23 protein-coding genes and 1 tRNA gene are annotated in these 25,109 nt (G+C 63.0%); 10 read left to right on the top strand and 14 right to left on the bottom strand.

All coding sequences use genetic code 11. The annotated features are described in order from the left end of the window. The first annotated feature begins 148 nt into the window (after positions 1 to 148). Positions 149 to 889: a hypothetical protein gene (locus V1278_RS33820; RefSeq protein WP_334383707.1), complete on the top strand. Its 741-nt coding sequence runs from the start codon at positions 149 to 151 to the stop codon at positions 887 to 889. Between the two features lie 180 nt (positions 890 to 1,069). Here V1278_RS33820 and V1278_RS33815 read toward each other — a convergent pair whose 3' ends face one another. Beyond that, positions 1,070 to 1,846, bottom strand: coding sequence for an alpha/beta fold hydrolase (locus V1278_RS33815; protein WP_334383706.1), 777 nt, complete (start codon positions 1,844 to 1,846; stop codon positions 1,070 to 1,072). A 259-nt stretch (positions 1,847 to 2,105) separates the two neighbouring features. Beyond that, positions 2,106 to 2,573, bottom strand: a complete 468-nt coding sequence (locus tag V1278_RS33810; RefSeq protein ID WP_028350462.1) for an Hsp20 family protein — start codon at positions 2,571 to 2,573, stop codon at positions 2,106 to 2,108. A 232-nt stretch (positions 2,574 to 2,805) separates the two neighbouring features. On the opposite strand from V1278_RS33810, the gene V1278_RS33805 reads away from it, so the two are divergent. Then, a complete protein-coding gene (locus tag V1278_RS33805) occupies positions 2,806 to 3,753 on the top strand; it encodes an alpha/beta hydrolase (RefSeq protein ID WP_334383705.1) in 948 nt (315 codons plus the stop codon). Positions 3,754 to 3,929: 176 nt separating this feature from the next. On the opposite strand, the gene V1278_RS33800 is transcribed toward V1278_RS33805, so the two are convergent. Continuing rightward, positions 3,930 to 4,604 (bottom strand): hypothetical protein, encoded by a 675-nt coding sequence (locus V1278_RS33800; protein ID WP_334383704.1) that lies wholly within the window; start codon positions 4,602 to 4,604, stop codon positions 3,930 to 3,932. 158 nt (positions 4,605 to 4,762) lie between these two features. Continuing rightward, entirely contained in the window at positions 4,763 to 6,577 is a 1,815-nt protein-coding gene (locus tag V1278_RS33795) for a tetratricopeptide repeat protein (protein ID WP_334366632.1), read from the bottom strand. A gap of 197 nt (positions 6,578 to 6,774) precedes the next feature. Here V1278_RS33795 and V1278_RS33790 point away from each other — a divergent pair, with 197 nt between their 5' ends. Further along, entirely contained in the window at positions 6,775 to 7,425 is a 651-nt protein-coding gene (locus tag V1278_RS33790; protein ID WP_334384312.1) for a LysE family translocator, read from the top strand. A 4-nt stretch (positions 7,426 to 7,429) separates the two neighbouring features. Here the strand turns inward: V1278_RS33790 and V1278_RS33785 are convergent, their stop codons facing one another. Beyond that, a complete protein-coding gene (locus V1278_RS33785) occupies positions 7,430 to 8,182 on the bottom strand; it encodes a sulfite exporter TauE/SafE family protein (protein WP_334383703.1) in 753 nt (250 codons plus the stop codon). Between the two features lie 185 nt (positions 8,183 to 8,367). On the opposite strand from V1278_RS33785, the gene V1278_RS33780 reads away from it, so the two are divergent. After that, positions 8,368 to 9,261 (top strand): LysR substrate-binding domain-containing protein, encoded by an 894-nt coding sequence (locus tag V1278_RS33780; protein ID WP_334383702.1) that lies wholly within the window; start codon positions 8,368 to 8,370, stop codon positions 9,259 to 9,261. Between the two features lie 45 nt (positions 9,262 to 9,306). On the opposite strand, the gene V1278_RS33775 is transcribed toward V1278_RS33780, so the two are convergent. The 4 genes from V1278_RS33775 to V1278_RS33760 all read right to left on the bottom strand — a co-directional run bounded on the left by V1278_RS33775 (position 9,307) and on the right by V1278_RS33760 (position 13,005). Beyond that, positions 9,307 to 10,278, bottom strand: coding sequence for a Bug family tripartite tricarboxylate transporter substrate binding protein (locus V1278_RS33775; protein ID WP_334383701.1), 972 nt, complete (start codon positions 10,276 to 10,278; stop codon positions 9,307 to 9,309). Between the two features lie 148 nt (positions 10,279 to 10,426). Beyond that, positions 10,427 to 11,206 (bottom strand): histidinol-phosphatase, encoded by a 780-nt coding sequence (gene hisN / locus V1278_RS33770; protein ID WP_334383700.1) that lies wholly within the window; start codon positions 11,204 to 11,206, stop codon positions 10,427 to 10,429. Positions 11,207 to 11,796: 590 nt separating this feature from the next. After that, positions 11,797 to 12,684 (bottom strand): N-formylglutamate amidohydrolase, encoded by an 888-nt coding sequence (locus V1278_RS33765; RefSeq protein WP_334383699.1) that lies wholly within the window; start codon positions 12,682 to 12,684, stop codon positions 11,797 to 11,799. A 48-nt stretch (positions 12,685 to 12,732) separates the two neighbouring features. Then, positions 12,733 to 13,005, bottom strand: a complete 273-nt coding sequence (locus tag V1278_RS33760; protein WP_334383698.1) for a hypothetical protein — start codon at positions 13,003 to 13,005, stop codon at positions 12,733 to 12,735. Between V1278_RS33760 and cpdR the strand changes: the two genes are divergently transcribed. Continuing rightward, positions 13,004 to 13,363: a cell cycle two-component system response regulator CpdR gene (cpdR, locus tag V1278_RS33755; RefSeq protein ID WP_027539837.1), complete on the top strand. Its 360-nt coding sequence runs from the start codon at positions 13,004 to 13,006 to the stop codon at positions 13,361 to 13,363. The genes V1278_RS33760 and cpdR overlap by 2 nt on opposite strands. 134 nt (positions 13,364 to 13,497) lie before the next feature. Further along, positions 13,498 to 13,572 (top strand) — tRNA-Val (locus tag V1278_RS33750). 116 nt (positions 13,573 to 13,688) lie between these two features. Here V1278_RS33750 and V1278_RS33745 read toward each other — a convergent pair. The 5 genes from V1278_RS33745 to V1278_RS33725 form a co-directional block, all read right to left on the bottom strand. After that, on the bottom strand, positions 13,689 to 15,452 hold the full coding sequence (locus V1278_RS33745; RefSeq protein ID WP_334383697.1) for an adenylate/guanylate cyclase domain-containing protein: 1,764 nt from the start codon (positions 15,450 to 15,452) through the stop codon (positions 13,689 to 13,691). 132 nt (positions 15,453 to 15,584) lie between these two features. Next, the gene (gene mdoH / locus V1278_RS33740; RefSeq protein WP_334383696.1) at positions 15,585 to 17,729 is read right to left on the bottom strand and encodes a glucans biosynthesis glucosyltransferase MdoH; all 2,145 of its coding nucleotides are present in this window, start codon (positions 17,727 to 17,729) and stop codon (positions 15,585 to 15,587) included. After that, the gene (locus V1278_RS33735; protein ID WP_334476068.1) at positions 17,717 to 19,225 is read right to left on the bottom strand and encodes a glucan biosynthesis protein G; all 1,509 of its coding nucleotides are present in this window, start codon (positions 19,223 to 19,225) and stop codon (positions 17,717 to 17,719) included. Before V1278_RS33735 ends, mdoH begins: the two co-directional genes overlap by 13 nt. A 120-nt stretch (positions 19,226 to 19,345) precedes the next feature. Then, on the bottom strand, positions 19,346 to 19,816 hold the full coding sequence (locus V1278_RS33730) for a hypothetical protein (protein WP_334383695.1): 471 nt from the start codon (positions 19,814 to 19,816) through the stop codon (positions 19,346 to 19,348). Between the two features lie 66 nt (positions 19,817 to 19,882). Then, positions 19,883 to 21,595 (bottom strand): FAD-dependent oxidoreductase, encoded by a 1,713-nt coding sequence (locus V1278_RS33725; protein WP_334383694.1) that lies wholly within the window; start codon positions 21,593 to 21,595, stop codon positions 19,883 to 19,885. Positions 21,596 to 21,807: 212 nt separating this feature from the next. Here V1278_RS33725 and V1278_RS33720 point away from each other — a divergent pair, with 212 nt between their 5' ends. From V1278_RS33720 to V1278_RS33705, 4 genes are all read left to right on the top strand, one after another. Further along, positions 21,808 to 22,869 carry an amidohydrolase family protein gene (locus tag V1278_RS33720; RefSeq protein ID WP_334383693.1) on the top strand — a complete coding sequence of 354 codons (1,062 nt, stop codon included), beginning with the start codon at positions 21,808 to 21,810 and terminating at the stop codon, positions 22,867 to 22,869. An 81-nt stretch (positions 22,870 to 22,950) separates the two neighbouring features. Next, entirely contained in the window at positions 22,951 to 24,063 is a 1,113-nt protein-coding gene (locus tag V1278_RS33715; protein WP_334383692.1) for an amidohydrolase family protein, read from the top strand. Between the two features lie 16 nt (positions 24,064 to 24,079). Next, complete coding sequence (locus V1278_RS33710; protein ID WP_334383691.1) at positions 24,080 to 24,493, top strand: Rieske (2Fe-2S) protein; 414 nt, start codon at positions 24,080 to 24,082, stop codon at positions 24,491 to 24,493. A gap of 84 nt (positions 24,494 to 24,577) precedes the next feature. Next, positions 24,578 to 25,096 carry a hypothetical protein gene (locus V1278_RS33705; protein ID WP_334383690.1) on the top strand — a complete coding sequence of 173 codons (519 nt, stop codon included), beginning with the start codon at positions 24,578 to 24,580 and terminating at the stop codon, positions 25,094 to 25,096. The last annotated feature ends 13 nt before the right edge of the window (positions 25,097 to 25,109 follow it).

Raw genomic sequence — 25,109 nt, 5'->3', positions numbered from 1 at the left:
CCAGCCGCTGGAGTTTGCGGCAGCGGCGCCCCGATCCGGCCCAAGGACCGCCGGATTTCGCAATGAAATTCGCCCTGGGCCGTCGGTGAGTGAGCAAAATGCTCCGGTTACGGTCCGGAGGCTGCGGGGTTTACAGGAGCTTTCGGTGATGAAGTTGTTCACGGGATCTTTGGCGGCGGGACTGGTCCTTCTTGTGGGCGGCGCGCAGGCGCAGGTGCCCGGGCCTTATGAGATCGGGCGCTCGCCATACAGGGCGGCATCGGATTTCGACGCTCCCTATGCGGTGGCACCGCAACCGGTTCCCGGGCCGTACGACGAGCCCGGGCCGCGCTACGGAGCCGCGCCCCAGTATGGATACGGTCCGGGACTGATGCCGTCGACGGAAGTCTATTCCGTGCTGCGCGATAACGGATTCTCGCCGCTTGGTATCCCGAGGCTGCGCGGCATCGTTTACACGATTGCGGCGCTCGACCGCGGCGGCGAGGACGGCCGGCTGGTGATCGACGCACGCAACGGCCGGATCATCCGTTTCGTGCCGTCCTCCCGGATGGGCGACAATTTCTACGAAGAGCACAGCGCGCTTCCGGCAACTCAGGGGGCTCCGCCGCCGCAGGCCCATGCGCCGGCCACCCCGGCCAATGTCCAGGCCGCGCCGCGGCCGCAGCGGCCGGCTTCCCAGGCGTCAAGCCGCGCGGTGCCGATGCCGAAGGTCAGTCCGATTGCCGCCAAACCTGCATCGGCGCCGGTCAAGCAGGCCGCCGCGCCTGCGCCGAAGCCGACCGAAGCGCAGGCCGCAGCGTCGCCGGCGGTGACGGGTTCGGTCCCGGCCAAGCCCGCGCCGCAGATTGCGCCGACGCAGGCGATGCCTGACGTGCAGGGGCTGGAGTAACTCTCTGGAGTAACTCTATCGTCGTCCCTGCGAACGCAGGGACCCATAACCACCAGCGGTCGTTTTGCGAAGGGCGTCTGCCATATCGGCTAATTGATAGATCACACGGTATGGGTCCCTGCGTTCGCAGGCAATACAAAAACGCCCCGGTCTCCCCGGGGCGTTTTTCATTGCGATGCGCTATTCGTGCTGGCCGGCGGCGGCTAGGATCAGGTCGGCGACCTTGTCGGCCTGAGAGACTAGCGACAGGTGGCCGGCCTCCAGTTCGACCGTCGTGGCATTCATCCGCTTGGCGAGATACCGCTCGAGATCGGGATTGATAGTGTAGTCCTGCTTCGACACGGCGTACCAGCTCGGCTTGCTGCGCCAGGCGGCCGCGGTGGTGCGGCTGGCGAACAGGGATGCCGCGGTCGGCTCCTGCACGGCGTAGAGGACTTCCGCCGTCTTCCGGTCGACGCCGTTGGCGAAATATTTCAGGAACGCGTCCTCGGACAATTTGGTGAAGCCGTCATGCTCCTGAACGCCGGCCCGCGCCGGCCCCGTTGGAAATTTCTGCGAGAGCGCCACGAAGTCCTCGCCCGCATCGGGCGCGCGGGCCGCGATATAGACCAGCCCCGTGACCTTCGGGTCGGTGCCGACTTCACTGATCACGGTGCCGCCCCAGGAATGCGCCACCAGCACGGTCGGCCCGTCCTGCTGCGCCAGCGCGCGGCGCGTGGCGGCTACGGAATCTTCCAGTGACGTCAGCGGATTTTGGACGGCCGTAACGTGAAGTCCCGCTGCCTGCAGCCGCGGAATGACTTTCGACCAACTCGATCCGTCGGCCCAGGCGCCGTGCACCAGCACGACATTTTTCACTTTGACCGGTGCCGCGGCCTGCGCCGGCGCGGTGAGTACGCCAAACGATCCTGCAAACACACTGGCGGCGAGCGCCGCAACGATTCGTAACCTTGTCATCGATCTCTCCTGATTTGATACGTCTGTTGAAGCGCTGGGTGCAAAGGTGAATACGTCGTCGAACTGCAAACGTTACCCGTCTCGGTCCCGCCGGTGCCGGGGCACGCGGTCAAATAGTCGTTGCAGAAGCGGACATCAGTTAAATTCGCTGTTAATGAGCGGAGCCGGATTGCGCCGTCTTCGTTATGCGCGCACAAAAAAACGCCCCGGGTGCCCGGGGCGTTTTCGCGTTCAGCCAATACCGGCTGAACCTACCGTGTTACGCGGCGACGGAAGCGTCGACCACCTGCGGGGCCTGCGCGCCCGAATTGATCGGAATGCTGCGCGGCTTCTTGGCCTCGGGGATCTCGCGGACGAGATCGACGTGGAGCAGGCCGTTCTCCAGCGAGGCGTTCTTTACCTGCACGAAATCGGCAAGCTGGAAGACGCGCTCGAAGGCGCGCGCGGCGATGCCGCGGTAGAGCACTTCGGATTTGTCCTTGCCGTTCTCGTTGGCGGTTTTCTCGCCCTTGATCGTCAGCGTGTTTTCCTTCGCGACGATCGAAAGCTCGCCCTGCGAGAAGCCGGAAACCGCAACGCTGATGCGGTAGGCGTTCTCACCGGTGCGCTCGATGTTGTAGGGCGGATAACCGGGGCTGCCGTCGGAGGTCACCTGATCGAGCAGGTTGAAGAAGCGGTCGAAGCCGACGGTGGAACGATAAAACGGGGTAAGATCGTAGGTACGCATAGGATAGTCCTCCATTGAGCGACTGTTGCAATAACCCGCCCGCCATTGGGCCGGGCTTTAGTCCCGTGCAGCCTCAGTCTTTGGAGCCTTGGGCTTTGGTTCCGAAACACTGGCAGTGGCCTGCACAGAAGTGATATGGGAGGGGTGAAACGGCGTTCAAGAGGGGCGAAACAGGCCCTTTTTTACGCTCCCGCCTTGATTTTTAGCCCTTTTCACCTAGCCGGTTCCCGTCATGACGCTTGTCTCCATCCCCGCCAATCCGGTTCCGGAGGACGTCGTCTCGGGCATCATCAAGACGCCCGACGGCGCGGAACTGAGGTTCGCGCGCTGGGCGCCGCCGGCGGGGCGCAAGGGCACGGTCTGCGTCTTCACCGGGCGCAGCGAGCAGATCGAGAAATATTTCGAGACGGTGCGGGACTTGCGCGATCGCGGCTTTGCAGTGGCGATGATCGACTGGCGCGGCCAGGGGCATTCCTCGCGCCGCCTGCGTGATCCGCGCAAAGGCTATGTCCGCGACTTCTCCGATTTCGAAGTGGACGTCGAGACCTTCGTGCAGCAGGTGGTGCTGCCGGATTGTCCGCCGCCTTATTTCGCGCTGGCGCATTCGATGGGCGGCGCGGTCATGCTGCGGGTGGCGCATGCGGGAAAGCGCTGGTTCGACCGCATGGTGCTGTCGGCGCCGATGATCGATCTGCCGGGGCGCACGACGTCGTTTCCGACCCGGGCGCTGCTTCGGATCATGCGGCTGATGGGGCAAGGCGGCCGCTACGTGCCCGGCGGCAGCGATGCGCTGACCGGCACGGAATCCTTCATCAACAACCCCTTCACCAGCGATCCCGTGCGCTACGCCCGCAACGCCGCGATCCTGGAAGAAGACCCGACGCTGGGCATTGGCTCGCCGACGGTGGCCTGGGCCGATACCGCGTTCAGGGCAATGAATACCTTTCGCGGCGTGAACTACCCGTCCGAAATCCGCCAACCGATCCTGATGCTCGCCGCCAGCAACGACACCATCGTTTCAACGGCGGCGATCGAGGAATTCGCCTATCACTTACGCGCCGGCTCGCATTTGGTGATCGCAGGCTCCAAGCACGAGATCCTGCAGGAGCAGGACCGCTATCGCTCGCAATTCTGGGCGGCGTTCGATGCGTTCGTGCCGGGCACGCCGCTGTTCAAGTGATTGCGCAAGTACGCGCCGGCGTGCCCCGGATGCTGCGCAGCGCCATAAGCGCGTTCACGCGCGTCTTCAACGCGCTATGGCGAGCGGCGTGGTGCGCTGCCGATCCGGGGTCCATAAGTAGGTCCCGGCGCTGCGGAGCAGCGTTACACGCCGCACCGCGTCCGGGACACGAGAGCTCACATCTTGGCGGCCGCCGGCTTCGGCAGCCGTGCCGTGATCCGCTCGGGCAGCCGCTTCTCGACGAACAGCGTTCTGACCTCGGCGACGCTGAGGTAGCGCGCCTCGCCTTCGCCCTTGCCGAGGATTTTCAACAGGACCGGCCACTCGCCCTTCATCAGGATCGGGAAGTACCAGCGCGCTGCATCGCCGTCGCGCTTGATATTGTCTGCAATGAAGGCCTCGATCTCCTTCGCTGTCAGCCCGATCTCGATGCCTCCAGCGGGATCTTTGCAGTCCTTGCTGAAACTGGCGAGCCGTTCGATTTGGTCTTCGTGGACGTTCGCTTCGGCGTCGAGAATGCGTGAACCGCCGCCATGCTTGTCGAGCGGGCCGTTGCGCAACTCGTCGAGCACGGCGCCAGACGTTGCGCTCTTGAGTACGCGCAGCGGCCCGAGGCCGTTGGCAATGACGGCGACCATCCAGGCTTTCCGCCGCACCTCTTTTTGGGCCGAGCCGGTTTCGCCGCTGGCCAATCCGATCATTTCGGAGAGTTGCGAGAGCGGCACGACGTGGCCGTCGATATAGCCGTTGGCGACCAAGGCGCGCAGGAAGGGACAGGGATTATTGGGCGAAACGGGAGACTGCCCGGCAGGCGCAGCGCCCGGGGCGGTGGCAATGTGGTGGTCTGACATGGCTCAAATCCTCAAAGGCGCCGAATATGAAAAATGGCCTGTCACCGACGCGGAGCGGATGACGGTTTTGAAAAGAAAATTCGGCGGGGGCGCTACTTCAGGGTGTGGCAAGTTTTGGCGGAATTCGACGCTGTGTCAACCGACCGGCTCACACACGCTCAGGAATCTGCGGCAAGCTTTGGCGAGGATTCGACGAGGGTCAATCTGGTGAAGGGGATGCCGGCTTTCACAAGGCCGTCGCGGTAGTGCGCGACGTCGGCCGCCGACTTCCAATGAAAGTTCCGCAAGTACCGGTCGACGGTCAGGTTTGGATAGTTGCTCAGCAGAACCTTGGCCGCGCTCTCGGCTTCCGCGGTTCGTCCCAACTGCGCGAGCGCTGCCGCCCGTATCGCCAGCGCCTGGAGATGATTGGGATTGACATAAAGCTCTTCGCGCGACCAGGACAGCGAAGCGTCGTATTGCCCGAGCAGGTAATGGCTGAACGCGTTGACGGCGGCCCACTGATATCGAGGGTCGTTGTTGCCTTGCTGCGCCGCCATCGTAAACAGTTCGATGGCTTGCCGGTGTTCGCCACTCATCAGATGACAAAAGCCGAGCACGCCGCGAGCACCCATGTCGTACGGATTGAGCCCGACTGCGCGCTTTGCGGCATCCATTGCCGCCTCGTAGTGTCCTTCGACAGCGTGCAGATAGGCCAGAATCTGAAACGCGAAAGACGAGCGGGGATCGAGCCGGACGCTGCTCTCCGCAAGACACATCGCGGAGTCCCACAATTCGCGCGTGCTCTTGATCCATCCGAACTGAATGCCCTGGATCTGGATGGTAGCGAGATAGGCGCGTGCGATCGACAGCGTCGGATCGAGCGCGATGGCTTCCTTGAACAGGCTGATCGAGGTTTCGTAGTCTGCCTTGGTGTGCAGGTAGTAGTAGGACAGCCCCTTGAGGAAGCGATCCCAGGCGGTGATGTCGTTCGAAGAGGAGCGGGGCGGGGCGGACGCTTCCGCCCGGTAGATTTCGGCCGCGATCGCCGCCGACAGGCTGGTGGTGAGCTCGTCCTGCATCGCGAACAGATCGCCCATGTCGCGGTCGAACCGGCCGGTCCATAACTGCTCGCCGGTTTCGGGCGCGATCAAGTCGGCGGTGACGCGGATCTTGTTGGCGGCGCGGCGCACCGAGCCCTGGATCAGGTAGGTGGCATCGATCTCGCGCGCGATCAGGCGCGTGCTCACATTCTTGCCCTTGAACGAGAACGTCGAGTTGCGGCTCAGTACCCGATAGAACGATTGCAGTGATAGCGCGTGGATCAGGTCCTCGGTCAGCCCGTCGGAAAAATACTCGTCCGCGCTTTCGCTCAAGTTCGTGAACGGCAGCACGCCCACGATCGCGGTGCGATATTGGGCAGGCAGGTTGGTAGCCGATGTCTCGGACGCGGCCTTGGGTGCCGGGCCGACGGCATCGGCCCCCCCGGGCTGCCAGGTCCAGACATGGATCGGCTCCTCGATGTTCTTGAACCGGTAGGGACCGGCGTCGACGAATGTGACGCTGAGGCGCTTGCCCGCTTCATGGCAGGCCTTGCCCGAAACCGCCACGCCGCCGGGGGCGGCAACCGATTCGAGGCGGACCGCAATGTTGACGTCATCGCCGAACACCTCGTCCTCGTCGGCCATCACGTCGCCCATGTGGATGCCCATGCGAAACTGCATGGCGCGATCGGCGGGCAGGTGCTCGTTGCGTTCCGCCATCACCATCTGCATCGCGACCGCGGCCTCGATGGCGCCGACGATAGAGGGAAACTCCAGGAGGAAGCCGTCGCCGGTGTTCTTCACCAGACGGCCGCCGTGATTGAGGATGATCGGATAGATCGCGCTTCGATGGGCCTTGAACGTGGCGTGCGTCCCCGCCTCGTCGGCTCCCATCATTCGGGAGTAGCCGGCGACGTCAGCGCAGACGATGGCTGCCAGGCGTCTTTCCATATCCCCACTATATCCCCAATGACACCCGAACGGGCAGGATAACCACTACGCGGTCAGCCAACCAATTCCAATGTTTATAAAATATGCGCAATCTGGTGGAAGCCCGATTTGCTCATGATAGTACTGCAATCCCTAAGGGATTGGCATGTGCGCAACAGGGTTGCTGGCGCCAAGGGAACCGTCAAATGATGATAGAGATGCTCGGCATTCACCAACTCTGGCTATTCATCCTCTCGGGCCTGTTGCTCAATATCACCCCGGGGCCGGACACGGCCTACATTATCGGTCGCAGCATCCAGTTCGGATGGCGCGGCGGGGCGGCGGCAGCGACCGGAATCAGTGCCGGCTGCCTCGTTCACGTGTTCGGCGCCGCCATCGGCCTGTCGGCGCTGTTGATGGCGTCGTCCGCGGCCTTTGCGGTCCTGAAATGGGTCGGCGCCGCCTATCTGCTGTTTACGGGTGTCCAGATGCTGCTATCGCGTTCGCGCCCGCTGGCGGAGGCGGGACTGGCAGGCAATGGCTCGGCAGGCAGCGAGACATCGCTTGCCCGCGTGTTCTGGCAGGGCGCCCTGACCAACGTGCTCAATCCGAAGGTGGCGCTGTTCTTTCTGGCGTTCCTGCCGCAGTTCGTGGCGGCGGAGTCGGCCCACAAGACCTTGGCGTTTCTGGTGCTCGGTCTGATCTTCATCACCAGCGGCACGTTGTGGTGCTTTTGCATCGCCGCCTTCGCGGCCCGGGCCGCGGGCCGCATCCGGCAATCGGCCGGCGCGGTGGCGTGGATCAACCGCGCACTCGGCGGGCTGTTCGTCTATCTCGGTATCCGCGTGGCGATGCTGGAGGCGCGCTGATGCTTCAGCCGTGGATTTTCACGAAGGCGCTGCCGGCGAGATAGAGGCCGAGCAAGATCATCGCGATCAGGAACCAGCGGCGGAACACGTCCGGCTGCATGCGATTCCGCACCGCCTGTCCGATGAACATGCCGGCAAAGGACGCCACCATCGCGACCGCGCCGGGTAGCGCAGTTGCCGCCGTCAGCAAGCCCGCGGTGGTGAGATTGAAGGCGAGCGCCACCGTGGCGACGGTAAAGAACACGCCGAGCGCCTGCACCAGTTCGTCCTTTTCCATCCCGATCGCCTGCAGATAAGGCATCGACGGAATCACTTGAACGCCGGTTGCGGCCGACACCACGCCGGTGATCAGACCGACGATGCCGCCGATCCATTTCTCGTCGCGGCGTGCGACCTTGAAGTGAAGCTTGCTGAGACCGAGGATCGCGTAGATCACCAGCAGCGTGCCGAGAACGACGGTGCCATAGGGCGCGTACGGGCCGGTCAAAAGTCCAGCGTTCAGCCAGATACCGGCGACGGTGCCGGCCATCAGCGGCCATAGCCGCCGCATGATGTCGCGCAAATACGGGCCGCCAAAAGTCTGCCAGATATTGGTGACGATCGCCGGCACGATCACGATCGCAATCGCCTGCGCCGGCGGCATCGTCACCGCAAGCAGGCCCATCGATACCGTCGGCAGGCCGAGCCCGATCACGCCCTTGATGAAACCGGCCAGCAGGAAGGCCGTGGCGATGAGAATGAGCATGGAATCGAACATGGGTCGGACCTTGACCTGTTGGCGCATCGGGCACAATCTGGAGATTACGGAGACAGCCTTCGGGAAAAGCGAATGCTGTCTGGTCTCCGTCATTGCGAGGAGCGATAGCGACGAAGCAATCCATCCATCCCCGTGTGGAGAAGTGGATTGCTTCGCTCGCAATGACGGCTCCACAAGGAATCCCCATGCGTTTCGATCTGGTCGATCTTCAGCTCTTCATAGCGGTCGCCGAGACGCGAAGCATCACCAATGGCGCGCAACGGGTCCATCTCGCGCTGGCGTCGGCGAGTGAACGGATCAAGGGCCTGGAAGAAGCGCTCGGTGTTTCGCTGCTGAGGCGCGGCCGCCGCGGCGTCGAGTTGACGCCGGCCGGCGAAAGCCTGCTCGACCATGCCAGGATCGTGCTCCACAACATCGAGACCATGCGCGGCGATCTCGCCGACTTTGCCCGCGGCATGAAGGCCACCGTCCGCTTCCTCGCCAACACGTCGGGGCTTTCGGAATATCTGCCGAAGACGTTGGCGGGCTTTCTGGCTGCACATCCTCACATTTCGATCGATGTCGAGGAACGCGAAAGCAGCGAAATTGCACGCGCCATCGTCATCGGTGCCGCCGATCTCGGGCTTGCCGCCGAACACGCGCTTGCAGACAATATCGAGCGGATGCCGTTCAGCGAGGATCGGTTGGTGCTGGTTGCCGCGCGGAACGACGAACTGGCTAATCGGCGGCAGGTCGATTTCGCGGAAGTTGTCGAGCGCGATTTCGTCGGCTTGATCAGTTCGATCGCGCTGCACGCCCATGTCAGCGGACACGCCGCGCATCTCGGTGCGAGGCTGCGCTTTCGCGCGCGGCTCAACAGTTTCGATGCGATCGGCCAGATGGTCGCCGCCGGCATCGGGATTGGCGTGATGCCTGAAGTCGCGGCAAAGCGATGCGCGCGATCGATGAAGATCAATGTCATCAGGATCAGGGACTCCTGGGCCAACCGGCGGCTCGTGATCTGCGCCCGGAGCTTTCGGGCGCTGCCCAAGCCCGCGCAGCAATTGGCCGAGCACTTGCGCAAATCTGCGCCACGTTGAACTTGTGAGGGAGCGCGAATGCTGAAGGTCTGGGGAAGCTCGGCGTTACTTGCCGGTGGCGAGGCCGGCAGCCTTGATGACGCGCGCCCACTTTTGGGCCTCGGTTCCGATGTAGTCGCGAAAATGCCCCGGCGTGTTGCCGGCGACTGCCAGGCCTTGATCTGCAAGCTTCTGCTTCACCTGCGGATCATTCATCGCCTCATTGGCGACGCGGTTCAGGGTGGCGACGATCGCCTCTGGCACTCCGGCCGGCGCGATCATGCCGTACCAGTTTTCGATCAGGAGATCCGGCATGCCGACTTCCGCGGTGGTCGGCACCTCAGGTGAGGTGGACGCACGTTTCGGCGCGCCAAGGGCAATCGGGCGCAGGCTGCCCGCCTTGATATGCGGCAGCAGCACCGGCAGATCGAGGAACGCCATCTGCACCTGCTGGCCGAGCAGATCGTTGATGGCGGGCGCGGCGCCCCGGTAGGGCACGTGCACGATGTCGATTCCGGCTGTCTGCTTGAGCAGTTCACCGGCAAGGTGCGGCATGCCGCCGACACCGGCGGATGCAAAATTGAGTTTTCCAGGCTGTGCCTTGGCGAGCGCGATCAGTTCCTTCATGTCGCCGGCGGGCACGTTGCTGGCGACGACCAGCATCTCCGGCACCGTCGTCACCAGCGTGACCGGCGCAAAATCCTTCGCCACGTCGTAGGGCACCTTTTCCATCGCCGGGTTGATGACCAGCGCGCTCGCGCTCACGATGCCGATCGTGTAGCCGTCGCGCGCCGCCTTTGCGACCGCATCCGTGCCGAGCACGCCGCCCTGGCCGCCGCGATTGTCGATCACGATCGGCTGCTTTGTGATTTCCGACATGCGCTGGCCGACCAGCCGCGCGATGATGTCGTTGGGACCGCCGGCCGGGAACGGCACGATCAGCTTGATCGGTTTGCTCGGGAAATCCTGCGCTGAGGACAGCGTCGGCAACAGCAGCAGCAGCGCCAGTCCGGCAAGCAGCTTGCTCAGCGGTCTCATGAGTGCTCCCGATCCCGCATCTGACGTGCGTGTTCGGGGCATCGTACGCGATGAAGCGCTCAATACAAGGTCCCGTCGATTGCAGCGGGAGCAAAGCAGCAGTTCGTCGGTACGCGCGCGCCTTACCAAACGCTGGGTGGAGCCGTCTCTAGCTATTCAGCAACTTCAGCGTGGCCTCGTGCACCCGGGCGTCGCCGGCGGCGACGATGCGGCCGCCGCGCTGGGCGGGTCCGCCCTCCCAATTGGTGACGACGCCGCCGGCGCCGGTGACGATCGGGATCAATGCCGCGATGTCATAGGGCTTGAGTTCGGTCTCGACCACGAGGTCGAGATGGCCGGCCGCCAGCATGCAATAGGAGTAGCAGTCGCCGCCATAGCGCGACAGCTTCACCGCATTTTCGACCCGGCCGAAGATCTCGCGGTCGGCGGCGTTCATCAGCAGCGGACTGGTCGTGAAGGAGGTCGCCTCGTTCAGCGACCCGCAGCGGCGCACCGTCAGCCGGCGCTCGCCGGATGGCCCGGAATAATGCGCTGAGCCGCTATCGCCGGAAAAGCGCTCGCCGATATAGGGCTGGTGCATCATGCCGAACACCGGCGTGCCCTTGTGCAGCAGCGCGATCAGGGTGCCCCAGATCGGAAATCCCGCGATGAACGATTTGGTGCCGTCGATGGGATCGAGCACCCAGACATAGTCGGCATCCTCGCGCTCGTTGCCGAATTCCTCGCCGACGATGCCGTGCTGGGGGAAATTGGCTTTGATCAGGCGGCGCATGACCGCCTCGGCGGCGCGGTCGGCCTCGGTGACCGGATCGAAATCGCTGGCGCTCTTGTTGTCGATCGAGAGTGAGGTTCGGAAGAACGGCAGGATGGTCTCGCCCGAAGCGGTAGCAAGGCGCCCGATAAACGCTGTAAAATCGATGACCGTCACGGCTGTCCCTTACCGCACTAGAAATGCCGTCTCTTGCCTAGCCCAATCCGGGCTGCCGCGCATCGCCAACGGCACGTTATTCCCATTCGTCTTGCCAACGGACTTTCGAATCGGCTTTCGAAAAGGCTTCGTTTCAGGCGTGGATTTTTGGTTAGCGCGGCCATCACGAAGTTGCGATTTTTGGCATACCAGCACTGCAATAAGCACGGAACTGACGCGACCCTTGCCTTAAGTGCTTGATATTGTTTAGCTAAAAGACAATACTCGCCGGTGTTGCCGATTGGCCAGACTGACCCGGTTTGCACCGGAAGAGATCCGAAAACCCTTGCCTTTTGTGCAGCGCGGTCGCATATTGTTGCGGTGCGGTAGCGCCTCGCGCTATCGCTGCCCTCCTTGGGCGTTTCCTCCCTAGACTTGGGCCGCTTGTTCATTCAAGCGGCCCTTTTTTCTTTTGGGGTAGACGTCATTCCGGGGCGCGAAGCGAACTCAGATGCGCAATCGCGCATCCTGGAATCTCGAGATTCCCCGATGCGCAATTGCGCATCTGAGGCCTGGTCCTTTCGGACCATCCCGGAATGACAATCTGACTTCTACTCCGCCGCCGCCTGGAACGGGCCGAGGTCGCCGAGCGGCACCTGTGCCAGCGCGTCCGCCAACATCGCGAAATCAGTGACCACCTGGGCAAAGCGCGGGCTGCGCTCCCTGCGCCGCTCGTCCATGTAGATCGCACGGTTGAGTTCGAGCTGCACGGTGTGCAGGCCGCTCGCAGGGTTGCCGTAGTGCTCGGTAATGAAGCCGCCGGCATAGGGCTTGTTGCGGCCGATCGAATAGCCAAGCCCGCTCATGATGTGCTCGACGACATCGGGCAAAAGGCTCGCGCAACTGGTGCCATAGCGATCGCCGATCACGATATCGGGCCGCCGCGGCTCGTCTCTGGACACGCCGACCGACGGCATCGAGTGGCAATCGACCAGGATCACGGTCCCGAACGCCTGATGGGCCTTGTTGATCAGCCGCCGCAGCGCGCGGTGGTACGGCTTGTAGAGCGCCTCGATCCGCCTCAGCGCGTCATCGACGGAAAGCCGCTCGCGATAGATTTCCTGCCCGTCGCCGACCACGCGCGGGATGGTGCCGAGGCCGCCGGCCACCCGCATCGAGCGGGTATTGGCAAAGCTCGGCAGGCGGCCGGTGAACATCCGTGGATCGAGTTCATAGGGCTCGCGGTTCACGTCGACATAGGAGCGGGGGAAATTGACCCGCACCGTCGGAAAGCCCTGGTCGCTCAGACCACCGATCAATTCGTCCATGAACGAATCCTCGGAGCGGCGCAGCGCGGCGAGGTCGATTCGGGAGGCGTTGAGGAATTCGGACGGGTAGACCGAGCCGGAATGCGGCGAGTTGAAGATGATCGGCGCCCGCCAGCGCTCCGGCTCCACGATCTCGAAGGGAGGCGACAGTTCGCCATCAAACTGGGTCATCGTCGGGCGCCGTCCCTTGAATGTCCGCATTTCCCCTCGGCCGGCCGGTCATGCGACCAATTCTGCCGGAAGGGCGGGTATTGTAAGGATGCATTGTCCGTAATCGTAATCATTCTGCCAAGCGAAAAAAGCCACGGTTCTTCTGGAAGGTGTCGTAAACGCCTGAAAAGCGCCGCCTTGATCGATCCTGATGCGCGCCGCTACAAAAATAGCACCGCCCGCTGCCGCCAAGAAGCCGTTACCTTTCACCCGAAATTTACCCTCTGTCGGGCTTAGTGGGCGCAATGATCCTCCAAGCCAGGTTCGACGACTGACCGCCATGCACAAGATCCTCCTCGCCGAAGACGACAACGACATGCGACGTTTCCTGGTCAAGGCGCTGGAAAACGCCGGGTTTCAGGTCTCGCCCCACGATAACGGCATGTCGGCCTATCAGCGGCTGCGCGAGGAGCCGTTCGAGATGCTGCTGACCGATATCGTGATGCCCGAAATGGACGGCATCGAGCTGGCGCGCCGCGCCTCGGAACTCGACCCCGACATCAAAATCATGTTCATCACCGGCTTTGCCGCGGTCGCCCTGAATTCCGATTCGGAGGCACCCAAGAACGCCAAGGTGCTGGCCAAGCCGGTTCACCTCCGCGAACTGGTCAGCGAAGTGAACAAGATGCTGGCGGCCTGATTCGGCGGCTATTTCGTTCGAAAAGGCACCAGAAATTAGTCCCGAGCATCCTTGCCCGGGCGCTTTGGAGCCGATATACGGACCCCACCCAATACGAATAAAGCTGGAGCGGGATGACAGGTCATCCCATTCCGGGGCGCGTAGCTCAGCGGGAGAGCACTACCTTGACATGGTAGGGGTCACAGGTTCGATCCCTGTCGCGCCCACCAGCCTTCGCTTGCTTCGCAAGCTACGGCTCGGCAAGCCACGCGGAGACCGTCAGGTCGAAGCGTGTCGGGCGCAGCTTGAACAAAGTGAAAGCGAAGATGGACTGCTAGTCGCAACCTCACGCCGGTAATCCGGCCTTGAGCAGGCCCGCCTCGTGACGCGCCCGATCGGCCTCATGCTTGTAGTGCTGGGTCGCAAGATAGGCGGTCACCGAGAAGCCGGGCTCGAGCTTCACGACCTCTGCGGCATGCGCGCCGGCCGCAACGGCGTCGCCCATCTGCGCGAAGATGGCGGCGAGGAAGGCGTGATGGGTGAAGTCGGGCCGCGTGATCCGCGCGAATGCCTCTGCGGCTTCGGCAAATTTCTCCGCGCAATAATACGCGCGACCGAGGTGGCTCCAGAAACGCTCGGGGTGGAACGGGTTGAGGCGCATCGCCTTCTTGATCCAGTCGATCCCTTCTTCCGGCCGCCCCAGCCAGGTCAGAAACTCGCCCTGCTGCACCACGACGATATCGTAGTTGGGATTGAGCGCGAGTGCCCGCTCCTGATGGTAGGCCGCCCTGTCATGATCGTCGCGCGTCAAGTTCACGGCGGCCAGGATGCGGTGAACGTCGCTGTCATTGTCATCGAGCGCCAGCGCAATCTGCAACTCGTCAGCTACCTGCTGGAAGGTGGCGTCGCGATCCTCGCACCATCCGTAGACCCAGGTCTGGCCCAGCACGCACGCCTTCCAGGCGTGGGCGTGCGCATAATTCGGATCGAGCGCGATGGCGCGGTCGAGCAGGATCTGGGCCTGCGCATTGTCTTCACGCCGTGAGCGGTGGTGCAGGACTTTGGCGGCGAGCACGCATTCATAGGCTGCCATGTTGTCCGGCCGCTTGCGCTTCGCCCGTTCCTGCGTGGCGGCCTCGACGCGGCCGGGAAGCGTGGCAACGATCGCCCCGGTCACCTCATCCTGGATGGCGAAGATATCCTCGAGCTTGCGATCATAGCGTTCGGCCCAGACATGCCGGTCGGTTTGCGCGTCGATCAACTGCACGGTGACACGGACGCGATCGCCGACCTTGCGTACGCTGCCCTCCAGGACATATTCGACGTCGAGTTCGCGCGCGACCTCCTGCACCTTTACGGCTTTGCCCTTGTGCACGAAGGTCGAGTTCCGCGAGATGACGAGAAGGTCGCGGAAGCGCGACAGTTCGGTGATGATGTCCTCGGTGAGGCCGTCGGCAAAGAATTCCTGCTCCGGATCACCGCTCATGTTGACCAGCGGAAGCACAGCGATGGACGGCTTTCTGGTAACGGACGTCGCCGCCGAGCTATCCTTGCCACTCTCGGTCGCTGTGGTTGCTGGCTCAAGCCGCACCCGAAAGACGTGGATCGGGCGGCTGATATTCTTGACGCTCTGCTCGCCGAGATCCTCAAATGCGATCTCGTCGAGCCGATCACCGACTTGGTCGCGCACCGCCCCCGAGACGCATATGCCGCCCGGCTCGGCGAGCACCTCGAGCCGCGCCGCGACATTGACGCCGTCGCCAAAAATGTCGTTTTCCTCGATGATGACGTCGCCCAGATTGATGCCGATGCGGAACTGAATCCACCGTGCCGGCGACACGTCGGCATTGCGCCGCATCATCCTGCGCTGGACTTCGGCGGCGCACAGCACTGCGTCGGCAACACTATGGAATTCGACCAGCAGGCCATCGCCGGTAGTCTTGATAATGCGACCGCGATTCTTGGCGATGGCCGGATCAATCAGTTCAAGCCGGTGGGTCTTCAGGCGTGCGAGGGTCCCTGCCTCGTCGACCTCCATCAGCCGGCTAAAGCCGACCATGTCGGCGGCAAGGATTGCTGCGAGCCTTCGCTCGGGTCCAGGCGTTTCCATTTTTTCGCCTCGCTGGCGGGCAGTCTAGCAGATTTGCCGTGCCGGCCAAGACTGGACGGCCGCCAGCCTCATCCCGGTCGATCACCCACTCTAGATTGCAATGATGAGGGAAAACTTCGGAAGGAGTTCGTCTCACGCTCGATGATCGGGCAACGCCAACAAGCCTGTAAGAACCGCCGGCGCATTGAGCACCGCGAACTTCTCGCGCGGGCTCAGAAACCCCGCCGCCTCCTCGAACGTTTCGGCATCTTCGATCTTCGCGCGCGCGATCGCGAGATGCGGATCGACGTCGCCGCGCTTCCGCGGCTTTTGTCCGGAGAGGTTGTTCAGGTGTGCTTCGAGCAGGCGAGCATCGTCGAGCAATTCGCGCAGCGGGCAGGGGAGCGACGAATGCGGCGCGCCCGCGAGCTCATTGGCGCGCGCCAGCACCGGCGGCGGCGCCGTCTGCTCGGGGGTTCTGAACAATCCGGACCTGCGGTTTGCACCCGGCGACGACGACAGCATCGCGATCGGAATGGAAAGCAACAGCCCGAGGATCACCGGCGTCATCCACAGCAGCAACGAAAGCGACACGGCATAGGCGCTGATGGCCATGGCGATGCCAATCAATGTTGGCACCGAATAGGTGCTGATGATGTCGCGCTGCGCGACCGCGCCATCGTCCCGGCGCTGAACCTGCCATCCTGCGTCGCGCCCGAATAGGATTTCGCCGACAGCGGACGACTGGAAGATCATCATGACAGGCGCGGTCAAACCGGAAAGGATTGTCTCGGCCCCGATGCCGGCAAACACCAGCAGGCCGCCGCCGAACTTCCTGCGCGTGTCGCGATCGGCAAGGAGCACGATGAAGGCCAATAGCTTCGGCACGATCAGCATTCCCATCGTGCCGGCAAATACCCATGCTGCCAGGACCGGATCCTGCGCCGGCCATTGCGGAAACAACGAATATCCTTTCGGAAAATATTCGGGCCGTACGAACTGTGCTTGCAACGAGACCAGGATTCCGAAAACAAGAAAGATCAGCCAGAGCGGCGCGGTGAGATATGATCCTATCCCCGTCAGCAGATGAAGCCGCGAGACCCAGTGAAAGCCGCGGGTCGGCAGCAGCGCCAGATGCTGCAGATTGCCCTGGCACCAGCGACGGTCGCGCGCGGCAAAATCTGAAAGTGTGGGCGGAGATTCCTCGTAACTGCCGCGGAGCGTCGGTGCCATGTGGATGGCCCAGCCACCGCGCCGCATCAGCGCTGCCTCAATGAAGTCATGGCTCATGATATGGCCGCCGAACGGCTTGCGTCCGCTGAGTTCGGGCAGCCCTGCATGTTGCGCAAAGGCGCGGACGCGAATGATGGCGTTGTGGCCCCAGTAATTGCCTTCCGAGCCATGCCACCATGCGATCCCCGCGGCCAGCATCGGACCGTACAGGCGGCCTGCGAATTGCTGCCAGCGCGCGAACAGCGATCTTGCATTGACGATGACCGGTAGCGTCTGGATCAGCGCGGCCTTCGGATGCGCCTCCATCGCGGCAACGAGCCGAACGATGCTGTCGCCCGTCATCAAGCTGTCGGCGTCCAGGATCAGCATGCATTCATATTTGGAGCCGAACCGCCTGACCCACTCCTCGATATTGCCCGACTTGCGCGCGATGTTCTCAGGGCGGTGGCGATAGAAGATTGCTGCGGCGCTGCCGACGTCCTGCCGAAGCTTGAGAAAACATTTTTCCTCGGCGATCCAGATCGCGGTGTCGGTGGTGTCGCTCAGCACGAACCAGTCGAACTGCGCGCCGTGTCCGGTCTGCTCGACGGATTCGTAGATCGCCCGCAATCTCGCCAGCACGCGATAAGGATCCTCATTATAGGTCGGCAGCAGCATCGCGGTGCGGCTTTTGATCGCGGGCAGAGGCGCGCTGGCGTCGATGCCGAGCTCATCCTTCCTTCTCATCAGCAGCACGAAGAAACCGCCAAGCGCCGACATGAAGGAGAAAGCGATCCATGCAAACAGCAGCACGAACAGCGCAAGGATGATCGACTCAAGGACCGTGACACCGCCGACCCGGAGCACCCGGTACATCTCATAACAGCCTGCCGCGGTCAGGATCGCCGTGCCGGTCAGAACGAAGGCGCGCCGGATCCACAGCGGCGCAAAATCTGGCGCCGGCGGCGGCTCGAACCGCCGCAGCGCCTGCACCGTCATATCCGTCGGCGATTCCGGAGGAAGGAAATCGGTCAGCGGGATATCCCGCTTTCCAGGCGAACCGCCGGCTTTCGTCAGGGTGTCCATCGATAAACCCAGACCTCCGATACCGCCTCCTCGTTCTGCATGAGCGATGCGCGGAGTTCGACCGGGGTCTTTTCCTTCAACAACTCGAAGCTCAATCGCCAGCCGCCTGTCGCCGGATTTGGCTGGGTAACGATGTTCTGGATCTTCGCTTTCTCGGCCGTTACGGCACCGCGCAAGCTTTTCGGATCGACCGATTTCAGCCGCTCACCGGTTACGTCGAGCACGAAGAGCGCAGCGTTGCCGCCTCGTGTGCCGATCCCCGTCCGGGAAAATCGTGCCAGTGACGTCGACTTTGGCGCATCCGGCCCCCAGTGCAAACGATAGGTGTAGGTGTGCTCGCCCTTGGCCGGCAACGGCGTTTTGGGGCGCCAGAACAATGCGATGTTGTCGTGAATCTCTTCGTTGGTCGGGATTTCGAGCAGCTTCACCTCGCCTTCACCCCAATCGCCGATCGGCTCCGCCCACAGGCTTGGCCGGCGCTCGAAATTCGATTCCAGGTCCTGATAGGCGGAAAAATCCTTCTGACGCTGCATCAGGCCGAAGCCGCGCGGATTGAGGTCGGCAAACGAAGAGACCTGAAGGTCGCGCGGGTTGTGCAGCGGCCGCCAAAGCTCCTCGCCGCGGCCGTTGAAAACCGCCAGGCCGTCTGAATCATGGACCGACGGACGGAAGTCTTCGACGTCCTTGCGGTCGTTCGGCCCAAAGAAGAACATGCTGGTCATCGGCGCGAGGCCGGCTTGTTGCAGATCGACGCGCGGATAGATCGCCATTTCCACGTCGAACACGGTGGTGTCGCCCGGGCGGATGGTGAAACGATAGGCCGCGGCGGCGCTCTCGCTATCGAGCAACGCGTGCACGACGATGGAGTTGGCGCCCTGCGCCGGCTTCTCGATCCAGAACGTCTTGAAGAACGGGAATTCTTCGCCCTTGGCTTCGCCGGTGTTGATGGCGAGCCCCCGCGCCGAAAGGCCGTACAATTGTCCTTTGGCAACGGCGCGGAAATAGCTTGCGCCGAGAAAGACGCAGACTTCGTCGTAATAATCGGGCTTGTTGATCGGCGCATGAAGGCGAAAGCCGGCAAAGCCGAGATCGACTGCCGGACCGGGCGGCGCCAGCTCGCCGAATGAAAACAGGTCAGGCCGGTAGGCGATTGGTGTCGCCTGGCCGTCCTTCACCTCAAAGAGATCGACGCGGTTCTTGTAGAAAAATCCGCGATGAAAAAACTGCACCTCGAACGGCAATTTTTCGCCGCGCCACAGCGCGCGGTCCGGCAAAAACCGGATCGCCCGATAACGGTCGTAATCGAGATTGGTAAGATTGTCGGGCAACTTCTCGCTTGGCGCCGTGTAGGCTTTGCTTGCGAGGTCGCGCGCCATTTGCCGGACGATGGATCGATCGAACGGCGCAGGCTGGGCATGGGCGGTGGACAAAAGCCTGGATGCCGTGCTGGTTACCAATGGTAACGCAGAAACAGCGAGGAAATCCCTGCGATTCACGACAACAACCTCGCGGTTACTGATGCGGACCATCTGCAACGCAGCGCACACTGGACGGTTCCCCGCGCCGGAATAGATCTGCTGTTTTTCCCGATTGCCTAAGATCCGGTCACGGGCGCGCTAGCTTCGCAGCGTATGGCTTATCCGCGTAACCACGTCGTCCCACTGGCGTTTTTCGGAGACGGGATAATTGATCATCACGCAGTTCAGGGTGCTGTTGCCGCGGTTGCAGCGGTTGTACCAGATCCGGTCGTTGCGAATGCTGGACACAACGAAGAAATCAGAAGTGATCCGTCTGTAGATGATGCCGGCAGGCGGCCGCATCTTGGCCAGGAACGTGGCGGGCGAATCGTTGTCGGGGTTGGGAACGGACTGCACCGTCAGGTCGGCGCGGCGGTCGTCGGTGAAAAAGCGCCGTCCTGTGCCGCCTTCCGGCGGTCCGGCGTCGACGGTGAAGATCGAGACCGGCATGTCGACGCTGGTCCCGGTGCTCGCGATCACGTATCGCCGCCATTCGGCGTCGCCGGCAAAGGCGAGGACGGGAACGAAGCTCAAAGCGACGATGGCAGCGCAAAGGTGCAGCACACGCATGGAACGGTCTCCGGTTCGATTCGAGACAATCGATTCCATCGAGGTTCGTTCCAGCTCCGGACATTTCTAGCGCGCAGCCCCGCCCGCGAGATGCTTGCCCGCGATGTATCCAAACGTCAGCGCGGGGCCGAGCGTAATACCGGCGCCGGGATAGTTGCCGCCCATGATGCTCGCCATGTCGTTGCCGGCGGCGTAGAGGCCGGCGATCGGCTGGCCGTGTTCGTCGAGCGCGCGGGCATGCACATCGGTCTTGATGCCGGCATAGGTGCCGAGATCGCCGACCACCAGCTTGATCGCATAATACGGTCCGTCCTTGATCGGCGCGACGCAGGGGTTCGGCCCGTGCAGCGCATCGCCCTGGTAGCGGTTATAGGCGCGCGATCCCTTGCCAAACGCAGGATCGCGCCCCTCCGCGGCCGAGGCGTTGAACTCGGCAACCGTCGCTTCGAGCCCCTGTCGATCGATGCCGGTTCTATCAGCCAGTTCAGCCAGCGTTGCGCCGCGCTTGAGGTAGCCGGTGGCGAGATGATGGCGCAGCGGCATCGGAAACGGGGGCACGCAGCCCAGACCGTATTTTCGCAGCGCGCGGTGATCGCACAGCAGGAACGCAGTGATCTCCTCGCCAGGCTTTGCAGCCTTCACCATTGCCTGCACGAAGTCATGATACGAATTGCCTTCATTGGCAAAGCGCCGGCCGTCGCGCATCACCGCGATGACGCCCGGTTTCGCGCGATCGATGAAATGCGGCATCACGCCCTTGGAGCCGTCCTTGCGTTCGGTGATCGAGACCGGCACCCAGGCCGCCGCGTTCGGCAGCGTATCCTCGATGCGGCCGCCGGCGGTCTCCGCCAGGCGCAATCCGTCGCCGGTGTTGCCGACGGGGCCCGGCGAAAAATGCTCGGCGCCGGTGGGCGCGTGCGGAAACATGGTCTTGCGCCTCGCCGCATCATGCGGAAAGCCGCCGCAGGCGAGCACCACGCCGCGCTTGGCGATGATGCGCACCAGCTTGCCATGGCGCTCGACGATCGCGCCGCGCACCGCGCCGTCCTCGACGATCAGTTCGTGCACCGGCGAGGACAGCCACAACGGAATTTTCAGGTCGAACGCGGATTTCGCCAGCCGCCCGGCCAGCGCATTGCCGTTGGTCAAGGTCATGCCGCGGCCGTGGCGCATCACGTCCATCAGATGCTTCGACAGGCGTTTTGCGACGTAGATCGCCGAAGTCAGCGATTTGGTCGCCCGCATGAAATGGATGATCTCCTTGCCGGAGCCCAGCATCATGCCGAACACGGTGAGTTCGGGGAGGGGATTGCCGAGATCCTTGATATGCTCGCCCAGTTCGCGGCCATCGAACGGCCGCGTCACCATCGAGCGACCGCCCTGCGCGCCGCCCGGAGCTTCGGCGTGGTAATCCGGAAAGGTCAGCGGCATGTCGAACTGGACGGCCGTCTTCATGGTGAAGAAGTCCACCGCCGCGGGACCGGCCGAAAGAAACGCATCGACGCGCGCGGCATCAAAACTATTGCCGGCCTCGTGGCGCAGATAGGTCCGCGCCTGCTCCGGGCTTTCCTCGATGCCCCACGCCTTCGCCAGCGAAGTGCCGGGGATCCATAGCCAGCCGCCGGAGCGGGCAGTGGTGCCGCCGAAGCGCGGCTCCTTTTCAACGATGAGAACGTTGAGCCCGTGATGCCCCGCGGTGACCGCTGCTGACATTCCGGCACAGCCGGAGCCCACCACCAGCGCGTCGCATTCGTAATTCTCTTGTTCGTTGCCAGCCACGCGATCCGCCTCGTTTCCGTTTCTTGGGCAGACATTTGGGTTGGGATCGATTGGCCTGTCAATCGCGGGCGTTTCTTCCTTTACCTCGTAGCGCCGCCGTGCATCCAGGGAAGGGCGGCCCCTCAAGTTAAGCGCTTGCCCCGACCGAGCATCGGCGGCACATTTGTCGGTGCGACACCAAGATCGCCGTGACGAATATCCGAGGAACCCTGATGGCGGCCACGCGGATCGACTGCGACATCCATCCCGCCGTGGGCGGCACCCGCACCACGCTGTTGCCTTATCTCGACGATCACTGGAAAGAGCAGGTCGTCAGCCGCGCCATCGACGGCCTCGATCTCAACTCCTATCCCCCCAACATGCCGTTCACCGGCCGCGCCGACTGGCGGCCGGCCAATGGCAAGCCGGGCAGCGATCTCGAGATGGTGCAGCGCGGCGCGTTCGGCCAGCTCGGTTCAAGCCATGCGATCTGCAACGTGGTCTATGGCGCACAGGCGGTGTTCGATCCTTACATGGCGGCCGGTTTCTGCAAGGCGATCAACGACTGGATCGCAGCCGAATGGCTTTCGAAGGATTCAAGGCTGAGCGCCTCGATCGTGTTGCCCTTGCAGGCGCCGGATCTGGCGGTGGAAGAAATCGAGCGCAGAGCCAGCGACAATCGCTTCGTCTCCGTGCTGGTGCTGGCGCAGGGCGAAACGCTGCTCGGACGCCGGCATTACTGGCCGGTCTGGCAGGCCGCCGCAAAACACAAACTTCCGGTCGCGATCCACGCCGGCAGCGCCTATCGCACCGCGCCGAGTTCGATCGGCTGGCCGTCCTATCGCTACGAATATTATCTGGCCGAAGCGCAGGCATTCCAGGCCCAGGTGCTGAGCCTGATCTACGAAGGCGTGTTCGGCAAATTCCCCGATCTCAAGGTCGTGCTGATGGAGTCGGGCGTGAGCTGGCTGCCGGCCTTCATGTGGCGCGCCAACAAGACCTGGCGCGGCGTCCGCGTCGAGGTGCCCTGGGTCGAGCGCGAGCCGGCCGTGATCATCCGCGACCATGTCCGCGTTACCATGCAGCCGTTCGACGGTCCGCCCGATGCGGCCGGCGTTGCCGACGTCATCGAGCAGATCGGCTCCGACAAGATGTTCCTGTTCGCATCCGATTATCCGCACTGGCAGTTCGACGGCGACGATCCGATGCCGCCGCATCTGCCCGCCAGCATTGTCTCGCGTATGTGCGCCGACAATCCGCTGGAGACCTTTCCGCGGCTGAAGCTCGCCGCGTGAATACAGCATGATCCGGAAAAGTGGGCACCGGTTTTCCGAAAAGATCATGCTCAAACAAAGAGTCTACACACGGAGGATCGCATGAGTGACGTCATCGACCGTCCCATCCTCGCCGAGGAAGTCGCCGCGCAAAGCCGGCTGCGCATCATCGATTGCGATGTGCATCCGAGCATTCATGCGCATTCGGACATCGAACAGTTCATGCCGAAGCGCTGGCAGGAGCATCTGCGGACCTACGGCAGTCATCTGCGCACGCCCTATATCGGCACCACGCCCTATCCGCGTTCCTCGCCGCTGATCGCGCGCCGCGATGCCTGGCCGCCGACCGGCGGGCCGCCGGGCTCCGATCTCGATTTCATGCGCAAGCAGCATCTCGATCCGCTCGATATCGAGTACGGCATCTTGCAGGTGCTCGACCTCTTCATCTTCTCCCAGCAGAATCTGGAATTCGGCGCCGCGATCCAGCGTGCCATCAACGACTGGCAGCTCGCGTTCTGGTCCGATCGCGAGCCGCGGCTGAAAGCGTCGATCCTCGCGGGTCAGGACGATACAGAATTCGCGATCGCCGAGATCGAGCGCTGCGCCAAGATCGGCCGTTATGTGCAGATCAACGTCTGCCCGCGCGCCAACGAGCCGCTCGGCCGCCGCCGCTACTGGCCGATCTATGCCCGCGCGCAGGAGCTCGGCCTGCCGCTCGGCATTCATGTCGGCGGCTATGGCGGGCATGCGCCGACCGGCGGCGGTTGGCCGTCGTATTACGTCGAGGAGCACCAGTCGAACGCGCACACCATGGCCGCGCAGCTCACCAGCCTCGTGCTCGAAGGCGTGCCAGAGCGTTTCCCGAACTTGAAGATCGTCTTCATTGAAGGCGGCTTCGGCTGGATTCCATCCGCCACCTGGCGCATGGACCGGCACTTTGAGGCGTTCCGCAGCGAGGTGCCGCATCTCAAGCGCCGTCCGTCCGAATATGTGAAGGAGCATTTCTGGTTCACGACGCAGCCGATCGACGAGCCGGACGAAGCAAAACATCTGCGCTCGCTGATCGAATGGGTCGGCGCCGATCGCCTGCTGTTCTCGTCGGACTACCCGCACTGGGATTTCGACGATCCGCGTTATGCGTTCAAGACGCCGCTGACCGAAACCGAGCGCCGCAAGATTTTTAATGGCAATGCGCGCGCCCTCTACAAGCTCTGAGTAACGACAGGATCACATGGCCCGCCACATCGTCGCCCGCACGTCCGATATCCCGCCCGGCGGCAACAAGGTGTTCGGCGTCGAGGGCCGCGACATCGTCGTGTTCCACGTCAACGGCGAATTCTTCGCGCTGCTCAATCGCTGCCCGCACGAGGGCGCGCCGCTGGCAAAGGCCGCCTGCGTCGCGCGCCTGACCTCGCCGGAGCCCGGCGTGTATGAGCGCTCCCGCGTCGGCGAGCTCTTGCGCTGCCCGTGGCACGGCTGGGAATTCGATATGCGCAACGGCCAGTCCTGGTTCGATCCGAAGCGGGTGAAGGTGCGCTCCTATCCGGTCGCGGTCGAAAGCGGCGAGGAGCTGCAGAAGGGGCCTTATGTGGCCGAGACGTTTCCGGTGCATGTCGAGGACAGTTACGTGATTGTAGAGGTGTAGCCGATTGCGCTGCATCTTGAGCCGACCGCGGCGCGACATGCCGGCCTGCACCTTTGGCTCGACTCCTTTTCGAGGGAGGTGGATATGACCCATTACATCTTGTGCCGGTCGTCCTTGAAGGTTCTCGCGTGGCTTGTCGGCTTGCTGTGTCTGTCGGCGGCGGGAGCCGACATCGCGCATGCCTGCGCGTGCGATACAATCTCGCCTGCCCAGGGCTTCGCACGCACTCAATACGTCTTCACCGGCAGGGTGACGGAAGTGAAGGACCATACCTGGACCGTGGACGTCGATCGAGTTTGGAAAGGGGCCGACAAACTGGCCGCCCGCGTCAAGCTGCTGGATGTCTACAAGGACATGGATTGCGAATTTTACTTCGAACCGGGCCGCGCCTACCTCTTCTTCGCGATCGTGGCGAAGAGCAGTCGCTATGTGTACTATCAACCCGAGGTGTGCAACTGGACCAACGCATTGCGCTCGAAGCGCGTCGCCAGTCCGCACGGCGCGATCTGGCTCGAAGATTTGATCGTCGAGAACTACGGCCCTGGTGAGCCCCCGAGAGGCGAAGACCCCTGGAAACGCCTGCCGGAGCACGACCGCGACTGACCGTTACATTCTC

Source organism: Bradyrhizobium sp. AZCC 1577 (assembly GCF_036924575.1).
GTDB lineage: Bacteria > Pseudomonadota > Alphaproteobacteria > Rhizobiales > Xanthobacteraceae > Bradyrhizobium.
Note: the sequence above shows the minus strand (reverse complement) of the source record. Positions and strands in the feature narration are given on the sequence as shown.